The organism is Bradyrhizobium sp. USDA 4353 (assembly GCF_054063215.1).
Window position 1 is genome coordinate 1,119,064 of record NZ_JBSSGB010000001.1, and the last position, 14,594, is coordinate 1,133,657.

Consider the following 14,594-nt stretch of genomic DNA (forward strand, 5'->3'; position numbering starts at 1 on the left):
CGTTGTCGGATGCAATCCGGGTTAAGGGAGTACAGGTCTCGCTACGAGCACTTCCCGTGCGGCTGCCCCTCACCCCAGCCCTCTCCCCGTAAGAACGGGGCGAGGGAGCGCACCGCCGCTTCCGCGGCATCTTCGCCGAAAACTCAGAGTCGATCGCGCGACCGCAGCTACCTCGCCGGCCCCTGAATATACACCTTCCAAACGATTGCAGGGCCTGCCAGGCCGTGGAAGAAGCGCTGGGTGGTCATGACCAGGGGCTCGGCGTGGGGCGCTTCCTTGGTCATCCAGGCCTCGCAGGAGGCGATGCGGTTGTCGGTGGTGTCGCAGACGCCGATGAAGCCGTCGCGCTTGAGGTCCTCCAGCGTGCTCAGGCCGGAGCCCCAGGTCTCCTCCGCCGTATAGGGCACCGTGAACGGCCGCGGATGGTCGGGGCTGTAGAACGTCATCGGCGTGTCCATCTCGGAATAGCCGGCGGCATGTTTCCAGGGCGAGCCGAACCGGGCGTGCCAGGCCTGGGTCAGTTGTTGCGCGAGCTGCGACCTCGCGCCATAGCCGGTGACGCCGTTCGGGTTGGCGGCCATCTCGCGCCGGGCGATCCAGGGCGAGGCAGCCAGCGTCAGCAGCGACAGCACCAGCCAGACCGCGGCGAGCCGCGGCAGCATGGTGAGCCTGAGCCGCAGCGCCGGGATCGCAACCAGCGCCAGCGGCACCAGGAAGAACAGCGAGATGCCCCAATCGGTCTTCATGTAGATCGTGAAGGCGAGGCCGCCGAGGGGCGGCCCGATCGCGACGATCGCCTGCACCCACCAGACATTGAGCGCCTGGCTGCGATTGACGCCGGGATTGGGACCGCGCCGCCAGTTGTGGAAAGCGAACCGTGGCGGCCAGGCGAGCACGAGCGCGGCCAGCGCCACCGGCAGAGCGAGCAGCGCGAGATTATGCCCGACATAGCCGAGCACGAGCCCGGCGGCGCGGCCGCGATCCGACAGCGAATAGACGTCGCCGGCATAGGTGAGCGGGACGAAGTCGACCTGCCACAGCCACACCAAATGCGGAACCATCGCCAGGACCATGGTGGCGATCGCGACCCACGGCGCCGGCGAGGCCAGGAAGCGCATGCGCTCCGGATGCAGCAGCGCGGCGAGGCCGATGGCGCCGATCATGGTCAGCACCCAGTATTTAGTCATCAGCGCCGCCGCGCCGGCGAGGCCGAGCCAGATGCCGGAGACGACGCTGCGCTTCTCGAAGGCGTTCAGATACGCCAGGACCACCAGCGGCAGGGTCAAGAGCTGGACCAGATCGGCGTTGTACTTGAAGCCCTTGAAATTGAAGATCGGGTACAGCGCGACCATCACGACGACGAAGAACGCCCGGCGGCGGTCGACCACCTTCAGGCTCGCGAACCAGACGATGACCAGCCCGCAGCCCGCCATCGTCATCGCAAGCGCATAGGTCGCCCAGTCCTTGACCGGAAACACCGAGAACCACAGCCCGGCGATCCAGCCCGACAGCGGCGGATGCTTGCCATAGCCCAGCAAGAAGCGGCTGCCCCAGGCATAGGCTTCGGCAACGTCCATATGGACGTCCTGGGCCGCCTTCAGATTGGTCAGGATCGCGGTCCACAGCACCACATGGACGAGAACGAAGGCGATCACGACCCCAAACGAGGTCGCGGGCGCAGTGGCGCGCGCCACCAGCCATGCGGCCAAACGCTGCGGTCCCAAGCGATGGCGCGGGCGGACCGCCTGATGCGGCAGAGAGGTACTCGACATCCGCCCTCGGTAGCCTGTTTTCGGCGCACAGGGAATCAGCTTGGCGTGAAGAAAGGCCCTGGAAATTCAGCAATATGGTTGCTGGTTGGGGGCTCGGGATGCTATTTGCGCGGCCCATGACGACCGTCCCCATTCCCAACATCCGCAACTTCTCCATCGTCGCCCATATCGACCATGGAAAGTCCACGCTTGCCGACCGCCTGATCCAGATGACCGGCGGGTTGTCGGACCGCGAGATGGCGGGCAAGGAGCAGGTGCTCGATTCGATGGATATCGAGCGCGAGCGCGGCATCACCATCAAGGCGCAGACCGTGCGCCTGCAGTACCGCGCCAAGGACGGCAAGGATTACATCTTCAACCTGATGGACACGCCCGGCCACGTCGACTTCGCCTACGAGGTCTCGCGGTCGCTGGCGGCCTGCGAGGGCTCGCTGCTGGTGGTCGACGCCAGCCAGGGCGTCGAGGCGCAGACGCTCGCCAATGTCTACCAGGCGCTCGACAACAACCACGAGATCGTCCCGGTCCTGAACAAGATCGATTTGCCGGCGGCCGAGCCCGACAAGATCAAGCAGCAGATCGAGGACGTCATCGGCATCGACGCCTCCGACGCGGTGATGATCTCGGCCAAGACCGGGCTCGGCATTCCCGACGTGCTGGAAGCCATCGTCACCCGCCTGCCGCCGCCGAAGGGCGACCGCGACGCGACCCTGAAGGCGCTCTTGGTCGACAGCTGGTACGACGTCTATCTCGGCGTCGTCGTGCTCGTGCGCATCGTCGACGGCGTCATGAAGAAGAACAGCCGCATCCGCATGATGGGCACCGGCGCGGCCTATGACGTCGAGCGCGTCGGCTTCTTCACCCCGAAGATGCAGCAGGTCGACGAGCTCGGCCCCGGCGAGGTCGGCTTCATCACGGCCGCGATCAAGGAAGTCGCCGACACCCGCGTCGGCGACACCATCACCGACGACCGCAAGCCGGTGTCGGAGATGCTGCCGGGCTTCAAGCCGGCGATTCCGGTGGTGTTCTGCGGCCTGTTCCCGGTCGACGCCGACGATTTCGAAACGTTGCGCGCGGCGATGGGCAAGCTGCGCTTGAACGACGCCAGCTTCTCGTTCGAGATGGAGACGTCAGCCGCGCTCGGCTTCGGCTTCCGCTGCGGCTTCCTCGGCCTGTTGCACCTGGAGATCATCCAGGAGCGGCTGTCGCGCGAGTTCGATCTCAACCTGATCGCGACGGCGCCTTCCGTCATCTACAAGATGAAGCTCACCGACGGCGAGGAGATCGAGATCCACAACCCCGTCGACATGCCCGACGTGGTCAAGATCGCCGAGATCCAGGAGCCGTGGATCGAGGCCACCATCCTGACGCCCGACGAATATCTCGGCAGCGTGCTGAAGCTCTGCCAGGACCGCCGCGGCAATCAGAAGGAGCTCACCTATGTGGGCGCCCGCGCGATGGTCAAATACGACCTGCCGCTCAACGAGGTCGTGTTCGACTTCTACGACCGGCTGAAGTCGGTCTCCAAGGGCTACGCCTCGTTCGACTATCACCTGACCGACTACAAGCCGGCCGATCTCGTGAAGATGCAGATCCTCGTCAACAACGAGCCGGTCGACGCGCTGTCGATGCTGGTGCACCGGACCCGCGCGGAAGGCCGCGGCCGCGCGATGGTCGAGAAGATGAAGGACCTGATCCCGCCGCACATGTTCCAGATCCCGATCCAGGCGGCGATCGGCGGCAAGGTGATCGCGCGCGAGACCGTGCGCGCGCTGCGCAAGGACGTCACCGCCAAATGCTACGGCGGCGACATCACACGCAAACGGAAGCTTCTGGAGAAGCAGAAGGAAGGCAAGAAGAAAATGCGGCAGTTCGGCAAGGTCGACATCCCGCAGGAAGCCTTCATCGCCGCGCTCAAGGTGGATAGCTGAGGCGCGGCACCGGCTCGCCTCGCGGGTCTCCTCAGCACGATAGCTTGAAGAAAGTCCGGATTTCGCTGCAAAACCAGCACTTCCGTACAACTACGGTATCTCTTCCTTAATGGTATTCTGGGACCCTTGCTGCAAAGCAAGGAATGCCCCGAATGTCCCGCCTTCGATCGATCTCCGCCCGCCTCATCGTCGCGCTCTCCCTCACCGTCGCCATCGCCTGCGCCGTGCTCGGCACCTTCTCGGTGATCCAGCAGCGCGCGCTGACCCGCCTCGCGCTGGAGCAGCAGCTCAAGCTGCAATTCGACAGCGTGGCGGCCGGCATCGACTATGAGGGCCGTGCGGCGCTCGCGGTGAGCTCGACGCTCGCGGGGCTGCCGCCGGTCGCCGACGCCTATCTCAAGGGTGACCGCGACGCGCTGGGCGCGCTGCTCGGCGGCGCGATGACCTCGCTGAAGGCGCAGGGCATCCCGCTGGTCAATGTGTGGGCGCCGCCCGCCACCAACTTCTATCGCGTGCACGAGCCGAAGGTGTTCGGCGACGACACCTCGAAGCGCCGCCTGACGGTGGTTCAGGCCAACCAGACGGGACGGCAGATCGCCGGCGTCGAGCAGAGCCGGCTGTCGCTCGGCATCTTCGGCATGACGCCGATCATGCGCGACGGCAAGGCGATCGCGACCGTCGATGTCGGCGCCGCCTTCGGCAAGGAGTTCGTCGACCGCGCCAAGCAGCGTTTCGGCATCGATCTCGCCGTGTACTGGATCAACGAGGGCCAGCCGAAGCGGCTGTCGTCGACGTTCGGCGACGATGTCGTCGCCACGACCGACGAGGTGCAGGCGGTGTTCAAGGGCGCGCCGATCCAGCGCGACGCGATGCTGTCCGGCCGGCCGGCCGCGGTCTATGTCGGCCAGATCAAGAACTACGCCGGCGACCCGATCGCCGTGCTCGAGGTGATCAAGGACACCACCGCCTATGAAGCCGCCGCCGCCAGCGCGCAGCATCAGCTGATCCTCGGCACGCTGGTGATCCTGCTGCTCGCGGTCGCGGTCGCGCTGTTCGTCGCGCGCGGCATCTCTCGTCCGCTGGTCGCGATCACCGCCGTGATGCACCGGCTGTCGAGCGGCGACACCGATGTCGCGATCCCCGGGGGCGAGCGCAAGGACGAGCTCGGCACCATGGCCCAGGCCGTCGACGTGTTCCGCCGCAACATGATCGAGACCGCGAGCCTGCGCGAGGCGCAGGAGGCGAGCCAGCTTCAGGCCGAGCACGACAAGCAGGCGCTGCAGCGGCAGATGGCCGATCGTTTCGAGGCCGACGTCAAGGGCGTGGTGTCGTCGGTGGCCAAGGCGACGGCCGACATGGAGCGCGTCGTCGAGGAGATCACGATCAGCGTCAACGGCACCTCGCAGCGCACGGCGGCGGCTGCGGCCGCCTCCGAAGAAGCTTCGAGCGGCGTGTCGACGGTCGCCGCGGCGTCGGAGGAGCTCGCCTCCTCCGTCACCGAGATCGGCCGCCAGGTCGCGCATTCGAGCAAGGTCGCCGATGGCGCCGTCATCAAGGCGAAGCAGACCACCGAGATGGTCGGCAGCCTCGCCGCCGCCGCCGAGAAGATCGGCGACGTGCTGCGCCTGATCGACGCGATCGCGAGCCAAACCAACCTGCTGGCGCTGAACGCGACGATCGAGGCGGCGCGTGCCGGCGAGGCCGGCCGCGGCTTCGCGGTCGTCGCCGCCGAGGTCAAGGAGCTGGCCGGCCAGACCGCCAAGGCGACCGAGGAGATCGCCGGCCAGGTCACCTCGATCCAGGCCGCGACGGCGGACTGCGTCACCGCGATCGGCGGCATCAGCACCACGATCCAGGAGATCAGCGGCATTGCGGCCACCATCGCCGCAGCGGTCGAGCAGCAGGGCTCGGCGACGCGCGAGATCGCGCGCAGCGTCCAGCAGGCGGCCTCCGGCACCACCGAGGTGTCGCAGAACGTCGTCGGCGCCAGCGACGCCGCCGAACAGTCGCGCCAGCTCGCCGATCACGTCATGGTCGCCACCCGCGACCTCGGCAAGCGCGCCAACGACCTGTTCAAGAGTGTCGATACGTTCCTCGCCGGCCTGCGGCAGGCGGCGTAGCGAGACCACCTACACTGCCGGCCACAAATTCGATGTCGTCCCGGCCTCCGAGCCGGGACCCAGCCACCGGCTGGCGTGAGGCAGGCAACTGCCAGCCCCGTCCCTCGACAGCTTCCGCGGTATGGGTCCCGGCGTTCGCCGGGACGACACCGAATGTTGGCGCGAGAGCCGGGCTCCCAAAAATCAATCGCCGGGCGTCAACGCAAAGCCCTCGTCGAGCCAGCCGGTGATGCCGCCGATCATCATCTTCACGGGCAGGCCGAGCCCCGCGAGGCGGATGGCGGCGCGGTTGGCGCCGTTGCAATGCGGGCCGGCGCAGTAGACCACGAAGACCGTCCCCGCCGGATACGCAGCCATCCGCTCGGCGGTCATGCTCCGGTGCGGGATGTGAACGGCGCCGGCGATGTGTCCCTTCGCGAACGAGGCCGGGCCGCGAACGTCGACCAGGATGAAGTCCGGATCGGCGCTGCGCAGGCTTTCATGCACGTCCCAGCAATCGGTCTCGTAGGCCAGCATCGCCTCGAAATGCGCGAGCGCCTGCGCTGATGGAGCGGCCGGCACTTCGGTGACGTAAGTCGTCATGGTCTCTCTCCTGCGACGTTGCGTGAGCTGGGCCAATCTCGCGCATGACGACCGGCATCCCAAGTGACGGATCTGACAAAGTCCGGTAAGTTTCCGCCAATGTCACGCGCCGCCGCCAGACACCTTGATCCAGATCCCGGCCTCGTCGCCGTCATCACCTATGACGGGCTGTGCACGTTCGAGTTCGGCATCGCCGTCGAAGTGTTCGGACTGCCGCGGCCGGAGTTCGAATTCCCCTGGTATCAGTTCAAGGTCGTGTCGGCGGAGAGCCGGCGATCGCGGGCGATCGGCGGTGTCGTCGTCGAAGCCGATGCCCCGCTGGCACGCCTGAAGGACGCCCGCACGATCATCGTGCCGGGCTGGCGAGACCGCAACGAGCGCCCGCCGGAGCGGCTGCTGCGCGCGATCGCGCAGGCGTCCGCGCGCGGTGCGCGCTGCCTCTCGATCTGCTCGGGCGTCTTCGTCCTCGCAGCAGCCGGCCTGCTCGACGGCAAGCGCGCCACCACGCATTGGCGGCACATGCCCGATCTGAAGCGGCTCTATCCGGACATCCGGATCGAGGACGACACCCTCTATGTCGACGAGGGCAATGTCATCACCTCGGCCGGCAGCGCCGCCGGCATCGACGCCTGCCTGCATCTCGTGCGTCGCGATTTCGGAGCCAAGGTTGCGAATGCGGTCGCGCGGCGCCTGGTGATGCCGCCGCATCGCGACGGCGGCCAGGCGCAATATGTCATCGCGCCCATCCAGGCGCGCCCGGGACGCACGATCGGCGAGGTCATGGACTGGGCAAGGGGGCGACTGTCACGGCCGATCGCGATCAGCGCGATGGCGAAGCGCGCGCGGATGAGCGAGCGCACCTTCCTCAGGCGGTTCAACGAGGCCACCGGATCGGGCCCCGCAGCGTGGCTGCAGCAGGAGCGCATGGCGCGGGCGCGCGAGCTCCTGGAGAGCGGCACACTGCCGCTCGCCGACATCTCGGCGCAATGCGGCTACCAGTCGCTCGAAACCTTCCGCGTCGCTTTCCGCCGCAGCATCGGCACATCGCCTGCCGCCTATCGGGCGCGGTTCAGAGCACAAGGTTGAGGCGCATCGGTCGAAGTGAGCTGACGGCTTCGATCTCGACCTCTCCCCAACGGGGAGAGGTCGGCGCGAAGCGCCGGGTGAGTGGGTTTATCCGCACGGTCAGTCGCACCTGATCCCCTCACCCGGATTGCATCTGACGATGCAATCCGACCTCTCCCTTCGGGAGAGGTGGACGTCCCCGGCAGCGGTGAGCCTACCGGAAGAACGCGACGGGCTTCGCTCAGGCCACCATCGCCTTGCCCGACGACGAGCCATCCGCGGCATCGCGCTGCGCCTGGAGCAGGCCGACGATCTCGGCGTTCGGCCGGGGACGGCTGAACAGATAGCCCTGCGCCTCGTGGCAACCTTCGGCACGCAGGCAGCGCAGCTCGGCTTCGGTCTCGACGCCCTCGGCGGTGATGGTCACGCCGAGACCCTTGCCGAGGCTGACGATCGAGCGGACGATCGCCTGCGCCTCGCGGTTGGCGGCGAGGTCGCGGATGAAGGACTGGTCGACCTTGATCTTGTCGAACGGGAAGCTGCGCAGATAGCTCAGGCTGGAATAGCCGGTGCCGAAATCATCCATCGAGATGCGCACGCCGAGCGCGCGCAGCGCATGCAGGGTCGCGAGCACCTGGCCGCTCTCCTCCAGCACCAGGGTCTCGGTAATTTCGAGCTCGAGCCGGCTCGCCGGCAGGCCGGATTGCTTGAGCGCATCCATCACCAGCGACAGCACGTTGCCGACGCGGAATTGCAGCGGCGACATGTTGACGGCGACGCGCACCGCGTCGGGCCATTTCGCGGCGTCGCTGCAGGCCTGGCGCAGCATCGAGCGGCCGAGCCCCGAGATCAGCCCGGTCTCCTCGGCGATCGGGATGAACTCGGACGGCGGGATCATGCCGCGCTCCGGATGCGGCCAGCGCACCAGCGCCTCGAAGCCGGTGATGCGCCCGGTCACGAGATCGATCAGCGGCTGGTAATGCGGCTGCAGCAGGTCGCGCTGGATCGCGTCGCGCAATTCGGTCTCGATCTTGCGCCGGCTCTGCGCCCGCGCATCCATGCCCGACTCGAAATAGCTGAACGAGCCGCGCGTCTCGGTCTTGGCGCGCGACAGCGCCATGTCGGCGTTCTTCAGGAGCTTCTCGGCATCGTCGCCGTCGTTCGGCGCCATCGCGATGCCGATCGTCGCGCCGATGGTCACCGAGCTGCCGTCGATCAGATAGGGATCGGCGATCGCCTGCAGCAGCCGGCGGCAGAGCTGGGCGGCATCCTCGGGGCGCGCCAGGCCGCCCTGCACGACCGCGAACTCGTCGGAGTTCAGTCGCGCCACGATGTCCTCCTGGCGCAGGATCGAGCGCAGCCGCTTGCCGACGCCACGCAACAGCCGGTCACCCACGGCGTGGCCCAGCGTGTCGTTGATCGACTTGAAATGATCGAGGCCGAGCACCAGCACGGCGATCTTCTCCGAGCCGCGCCGCCTCTGGATCAGCTTGTCGTCGATCTGCTGGCGCAGCAAATTGCGGCTCGGCAGGCCGGTCAGCGCATCATGCTGCGCGAGGAAAGCGAGCCGCGCCTCGGCGCGCTTGCGTTCGGTGATGTCCATCAGCGCCAGCAGCACGGCCGGCTGATCGTTGTGGACGAGATGGCGCAGATAGATCGCGAGGTCGATCAGGGTGCCGTCGGCGCGGACATGCTTCCAGGTGCGCGCCGCCGTCTCCTCGCTCGACTGCTCTTCGCCCCAGGGCGTCTCGCTCTCATAGGCCTGCAGGTTGCGGATGCTCAGTTGCTCGAAGGACTTGCGGCTATAACCGTAATGCTCGACCGCGGCCGCGTTGACGCCGAGCACACGGCCGTCATCCCGGGCACAGACGATCATCGGCACCGGGTTGCCGTCGAACAGCAGCCGAAACGATTCCTCGCGCTGCTTCAATTCGGTTATGTCGACGCGCAGGCCGACGATGCCGCCGTCGCCCGTCAGACGCTCCTCGATCAGGATGGTGCGGCCATCCGAGAGCTTCTGCTCGTGGCGTCCGCTCGGGTGAAACAGTCTCTCCAGCCGCTCGGCGATCCATTCCTCCTCGCGGCCCGCCGCTTCCGGATACTCGCCGCGCGCCACGCCGATGCGGATCGTGTCCTGCAGTCGCGCGCCGGACGCGAACAGGTCGGCGCTGCGCTTGTAGATCTCGGCGTATTTCTTGTTCCAGAGAATATAGCGGCCGTCGGAATCGAGAAAGACGATGCCCTCGGGCAGCAGGTCGATCGCCTCCACCAGCCGGTCATGCGCCTTCTTGGCCTCGCCGATCGCGGCTTCCGCCTCGGCGCGGGTGCTCGCCATCTCGACGGCGGTGTCGGTCGCGCGCTGGTTGTGACGCCCCAGCTTCGGGGTGGGCCGCACCGGATGGATCGAATCACGGGCGCGGGGCGCGCGATTGAGCTTCTTTGCTTTATTTGGCCGAACGGGCCGCATCGCGGTGCCTCACTCTCCTTCTCGGAGCCAGTTTTCGGCCAAGTGTCTGAAAAAATGGTATCTTGATGCAGCGGGATGACAGCTAAAGGTTACGTGAAATACGAGACACACTCGCGTATCACGCGAGAAGGCCATGTGCCTTGGGGCCGCCGGACGGCACGGCACAACTAGGAGTAAGTGAACCCGGTTGCCGCGCGGCTCAAATGACACGCATTCCGTGCATTCGCCGCTCAGACATCGTCCATCTACCGAACGAACTCAGGCAATTGAGCTATGTTACACCGGGTTCCCCAAATCCAGAGCAGGGTTACGCAAGCGTTAACAGCCTGGGTTTCCCACATCACAAATGCTGGACGGGATGTGACCAGCCCCTGCCTTTTCTGCCGGCGGACAGCCGCTACACTCGCTGCATGCACGCCCGCCTGATTCTGTCCGCCGCGTTGACCATGGCCGCACTGGCCGTGGCCACGCCCGTTCTCGGCCAGGACAAGGGCAGCATCGAGCCCAAGGCCCTGCCGCCGCTGGCCAACCCGGATGATCCGAGCACGCCGGCCAAGGAGCTTTTCGCCCGCAGGATCCTGCCCTCGGCGCAGCCGACCAAGGTGATCGGCACCTACAACCGCGGCTGCATCGCGGGCGCCGAGCGGATGCCGATCAATGGCGAGGACTGGCAGGTGATGCGGCTGTCCCGCAACCGCAATTTCGGCCACCCCAACATGATCGCGCTGCTGAAGCGGCTGGCGGACCACGCCCGCAAGGACGCCGGCTGGCCGGGCATCCTGGTCGGCGACATCGGCCAGCCGCGCGGCGGCCCCGCACTCAGCGGCCATGCCAGCCACCAGATCGGGCTCGACGCCGACATCTGGCTGACGCCCATGCCCGAGCACCGGCTATCGCGCAACGAGCGCGAGGAGATGTCGGCTGTCATGATGGTGCGCCCCGATCGCCTCGACGTCGATCCGCGCGTGTTCACTGCGGGGCATCTCGCCGTGATCCGCGCTGCCGCGAAGGAGCCTTCGGTGCAGCGCATCTTCGTCAACGCCGCGATCAAGAAGGCGCTGTGCCGCGGCGCCAAGGGCGACCGCGGCTGGCTGACGAAGGTGCGGCCGTGGTGGGGCCACGACTATCATTTCCACATCCGCATGGTGTGCCCGCCCGGCAACCCCGACTGCCATGGCCAGACCGACCAGGAGGGCGGCGACGGCTGCGACGACCTCGACTACTGGTTCTCGGACGCGGTGCTGCATCCGCCGCCGCCGAAGGAGCCGCCCAAGCCGCCGCAGCCGATCACGATGGCGCAGCTGCCGCCGAGCTGCCGCGCCGTGCTGCACGCGCCGGACGCCAAGAATTGACGAGAATTGAGATGCGAGCGCTGACGCGATCGCGATTCGCCGCGACGCAGGAATGCGCTAGGATGCGGATGCTCGCGCCGTAAGCGCAGCATCCGAACGGGATGACGGTCCCACCTCCAGACAATCATGTGATGCCGCGCGCAGCGCTTCGCGCTGCGTGGCTCAACCTTGCGAGTCCGTCATGCCCCCGATCCGTCGCGCCGCTGCCACCCTCCTCCTGAGCCTCGCCGCAGGCGCAACCTCGGAGGCCGCCGAGCCGAGCGGCTGCGACAAGTTCAAATGGGACATCGCGCGCGAGCGCGCGGCGCTGACCTCCACCGACCGCAAGACGCTCGATTCCGGCGCCGAGATCGCAGCGCTGCCTGCCTCCGGCCTGTCGCTCACGCTGCGTCCGCACGCCGACGCCAGGCTGCCGATCGCGCCGGAACGCGCGCCGAAGGACGGCAGCTTCGCCGGCTTTGCGCAGATGACGGCAGCGCCCAAGGCGGGCGTCTACACCGTCAGCCTGTCGGCAGCGGGCTGGATCGACCTCGTGCAGGACGGCAGGATCCTCAAGCCGATCGCCTTCAGCGGCGCCACCGATTGCGACGGCATCCGCAAGACCGTGAAATATGAGCTGTCCGCGCAGCCCTTCGTGCTGCAGATCAGCGGCGCACCGGACACGACGATCTCGGTCGCGATCCTGCCGGCGGAGTGAGCTTGCAGAGCAGCTCGCGAATTACGGGATGCGCGCCTATCGGAGATGCGGTATCATGTCCCCATGATCAAGGCATTGGAGCACGCAATTTCGGCGCTTGAGCGGCTACCCGCGGCGGATCAGGAGCAGATCAGCCGGGAACTGCTTGCGCATGTCGATAAACTTCAGGCACTTCGCGACATGCTCGACCAGGGCATTAAGTCTCTCGACCCCGGCAAGGGTCAGCCACTGGATATCGAAGAGTTGATCAAGCGGAAAAACGCAGGACATGTCCGCGGGTGAGCGTCGCGCGCTCTGGTCGCCAGAGGCCGCCAGCGATCTGGATCGTCTCTGGGACTATCTAGCCGATGCTGCCGGGTCACCGACCGCCGACCGCATCCTTCGCGATGTTCAGCGCACCGCGACCGTCCTGATCGAATTTCCGCATGCGGGGCGCTCTCGCGACGAGTTGCAGCTAGGTCTACGTTCGATATCGGTCGGCGCTCACGTCGTCTTCGACCGAGTCACGACGGATGGACCGCAGATCGTCCGTGTCATCGATGGACGGCAAGACATAGTCGCGATCTTCGCAAACCAAGATCCCCCGGCGAATTAGCACAAGGAGCCGGCCCTCACACCCCCGCCACCGACGACCAGACATCGGCGAGCTTGCGCCTGACCTGCTGCTTGCGGGTCAGCACCGGCTGCGGCTCCTCGTCCTCGGGCAGGCGCAGGCCGACGACGTTGACGCGGCCGCCGGAGATCGAGCGGGCCACCAGCACGATGGTGTCGAGCGCGACGGTGGCGCCTTCTTTCGGCGCATTGTCGAGATGAATGTCGAAGTAATCGGCGAGCGTCAGCTTGTCCTCGCCCTCGCCGAGCTTGACGCCGTAGATGCCGGCAACCTCGTCGAGCGTATGCTCGGCCGAGACCATGAAGTCGCCGAGCAGATGCGGATCGGGCGCCGAGGACGGCGGCATGTCGACGAAGAAGCGGTCGAGCGACTCGGCCTTTTCCGGCGGCGCCAGCAGATAGAGATAGTCCCCCGGCGCGACCGGCTCGGCCTCGGCCGGGGACAGGATCTGCTCGTTGCGGATCACCAGGGTCGGCTTCGACCAGGACGGGATCAGGCCGCGGCGAAAATACAGGCTCTTGGGTCGGATCGCATAGCCGACCAGCTGCTGCTCGAGCTGGCCGGGCAGATCGAGCTCGATGCGGCGCGGGCCGCGATCGGTGCGCGGCAGCGCGACGTGAAGCTTGCGCGCGGCGACGCCGAGCGTCCAGCCCTGCGCGAGCAGCGAGATGATGACGACGACGAAGGCGACGTCGAAATAGAGATAGGCGTTGGAGAGACCGACCAGCATCGGGATCGAGGCGAGGAAGATCGCGACCGCGCCGCGCAGGCCGGTCCAGGCAATGAACGCCTTCTCCCGCCAGTTGAAGCGGAATGGACGCAGACAGAGAAACACCGCGACGGGGCGCGCCACCAGCATCAGCACCAATGCGACCGCGATCGCAGGCAGGAGGCTGTCGAGCAGCCGTTGCGGCGACACCAGGAGGCCGAGCAGCACGAACATCACGATCTGCGCGAGCCAGGTCGCGGCATCGAGGAAAGTGACGACGGAGTTATGCGCCCGCGTCGGCCGGTTGCCGACGATGAGGCCGGCGAGATAGACCGCCAGGAACCCGGAGCCATGCGCGATCTGCGCCGCGCCGAAGATGACCAGCGCCGCCGTGGTCACGAACGGCGCATGCAGGCCCTGCGGCAGCGCAACCTTGTTGAGGCCGATCACGACCAGCCGGCCACCGACGATGCCGAACAGCGTGCCGAGCACGGCCTCGCGGACCAGCTCGAACACGAAATGCCCGACGCTGCCATGGCCGACCGAGATCAGCTCGACCAGCATCAGGGTCAGGAACACGGCGAACGGATCGTTGCTGCCGGATTCCGCCTCCAAGGTCGCGCCGACGCGCGGGCGCAGGCGCAGGCCCTGCGCATGCACCAGCAGGAACACCGCCGCCGCATCGGTCGAGGCGATGACGGCGCCGACCAGCATCGCCTCGGTCCAGCCGAGGTCGAGCGCATATTTCGCGACCGGCGCGGTGATGAACGCGGTCAAAAGCACGCCTGCGGTCGCAAGCACCATCGACGGCGCCAGCACGGTGCGAATGCTCTGGAAGCGCGTGCGCAGGCCGCCGTCGAACAGGATCAGCGCGAGCGCCACCGAGCCGACCAGATAGGTGGTGCGGACGTCCTGAAATTCGATATGACCAGGGCCGGAATCGCCCGCCAGCATGCCGATCACCAGGAACACCAGCAGCAGCGGCGCACCGAAGCGCAGCGCCAGCAGGCTGGACAGGATCCCGGCCATGACCAGGATCGCGCCGAGGAGGATGGCAATGCTGACGGCGTCGAGGGATGTCATGAAAAAACGTTGATGGATCCGAGTTTTACATCCTTATCGTCGCCACACTTGCACGCCAACCGGATTTGCTCATATCGCGGCGATATGCCCATTTTTCCATCCCAGCCCTCGTTCGGGGTATATTTCGCGGCAATCGCTTGTAACGAAAACGAACTAAATCCCGCCGATCGGGCCGACCCGCGCCGCCATTCCTCTCCGAGACCCCG

Annotated in this window: 11 protein-coding genes; 7 read left to right on the forward strand and 4 right to left on the reverse strand. The window is 66.7% G+C overall.

Annotation, left to right across the window (positions count from 1 at the left end; genetic code table 11):
- Positions 1 to 167 precede the first annotated feature (167 nt).
- Complete coding sequence (locus ACVILH_RS05025) at positions 168 to 1,772, reverse strand: glycosyltransferase family 39 protein (protein ID WP_456711905.1); 1,605 nt, start codon at positions 1,770 to 1,772, stop codon at positions 168 to 170.
- Between the two features lie 116 nt (positions 1,773 to 1,888).
- On the opposite strand from ACVILH_RS05025, the gene lepA reads away from it, so the two are divergent.
- Together lepA and ACVILH_RS05035 are read left to right on the forward strand one after the other, a co-directional pair.
- A complete protein-coding gene (gene lepA / locus ACVILH_RS05030) occupies positions 1,889 to 3,700 on the forward strand; it encodes a translation elongation factor 4 (RefSeq protein WP_456711906.1) in 1,812 nt (603 codons plus the stop codon).
- Positions 3,701 to 3,852: 152 nt separating this feature from the next.
- Positions 3,853 to 5,820 carry a methyl-accepting chemotaxis protein gene (locus ACVILH_RS05035; protein ID WP_456711907.1) on the forward strand — a complete coding sequence of 656 codons (1,968 nt, stop codon included), beginning with the start codon at positions 3,853 to 3,855 and terminating at the stop codon, positions 5,818 to 5,820.
- A gap of 183 nt (positions 5,821 to 6,003) precedes the next feature.
- Here the strand turns inward: ACVILH_RS05035 and ACVILH_RS05040 are convergent, their stop codons facing one another.
- Entirely contained in the window at positions 6,004 to 6,402 is a 399-nt protein-coding gene (locus ACVILH_RS05040; protein WP_456711908.1) for a rhodanese-like domain-containing protein, read from the reverse strand.
- Positions 6,403 to 6,501: 99 nt separating this feature from the next.
- On the opposite strand from ACVILH_RS05040, the gene ftrA reads away from it, so the two are divergent.
- On the forward strand, positions 6,502 to 7,488 hold the full coding sequence (gene ftrA, locus ACVILH_RS05045; RefSeq protein ID WP_456711909.1) for a transcriptional regulator FtrA: 987 nt from the start codon (positions 6,502 to 6,504) through the stop codon (positions 7,486 to 7,488).
- 220 nt (positions 7,489 to 7,708) lie between these two features.
- Here ftrA and ACVILH_RS05050 read toward each other — a convergent pair whose 3' ends face one another.
- Positions 7,709 to 9,934 carry a putative bifunctional diguanylate cyclase/phosphodiesterase gene (locus ACVILH_RS05050; RefSeq protein WP_456711910.1) on the reverse strand — a complete coding sequence of 742 codons (2,226 nt, stop codon included), beginning with the start codon at positions 9,932 to 9,934 and terminating at the stop codon, positions 7,709 to 7,711.
- A gap of 410 nt (positions 9,935 to 10,344) precedes the next feature.
- Between ACVILH_RS05050 and mepA the strand changes: the two genes are divergently transcribed.
- The 4 genes from mepA to ACVILH_RS05070 all read left to right on the forward strand — a co-directional run bounded on the left by mepA (position 10,345) and on the right by ACVILH_RS05070 (position 12,578).
- Positions 10,345 to 11,286: a penicillin-insensitive murein endopeptidase gene (gene mepA, locus ACVILH_RS05055; protein WP_456711911.1), complete on the forward strand. Its 942-nt coding sequence runs from the start codon at positions 10,345 to 10,347 to the stop codon at positions 11,284 to 11,286.
- Between the two features lie 181 nt (positions 11,287 to 11,467).
- A complete protein-coding gene (locus ACVILH_RS05060; RefSeq protein ID WP_456711912.1) occupies positions 11,468 to 11,983 on the forward strand; it encodes a hypothetical protein in 516 nt (171 codons plus the stop codon).
- 63 nt (positions 11,984 to 12,046) lie between these two features.
- Positions 12,047 to 12,265 carry a hypothetical protein gene (locus ACVILH_RS05065; protein WP_456711913.1) on the forward strand — a complete coding sequence of 73 codons (219 nt, stop codon included), beginning with the start codon at positions 12,047 to 12,049 and terminating at the stop codon, positions 12,263 to 12,265.
- Positions 12,252 to 12,578 (forward strand): type II toxin-antitoxin system RelE/ParE family toxin, encoded by a 327-nt coding sequence (locus ACVILH_RS05070; RefSeq protein ID WP_456711914.1) that lies wholly within the window; start codon positions 12,252 to 12,254, stop codon positions 12,576 to 12,578. The genes ACVILH_RS05065 and ACVILH_RS05070 overlap by 14 nt, the downstream gene beginning before the upstream one ends.
- A gap of 16 nt (positions 12,579 to 12,594) precedes the next feature.
- Here ACVILH_RS05070 and ACVILH_RS05075 read toward each other — a convergent pair whose 3' ends face one another.
- A complete protein-coding gene (locus tag ACVILH_RS05075; RefSeq protein ID WP_456711915.1) occupies positions 12,595 to 14,388 on the reverse strand; it encodes a potassium/proton antiporter in 1,794 nt (597 codons plus the stop codon).
- Positions 14,389 to 14,594: the final 206 nt, after the last annotated feature.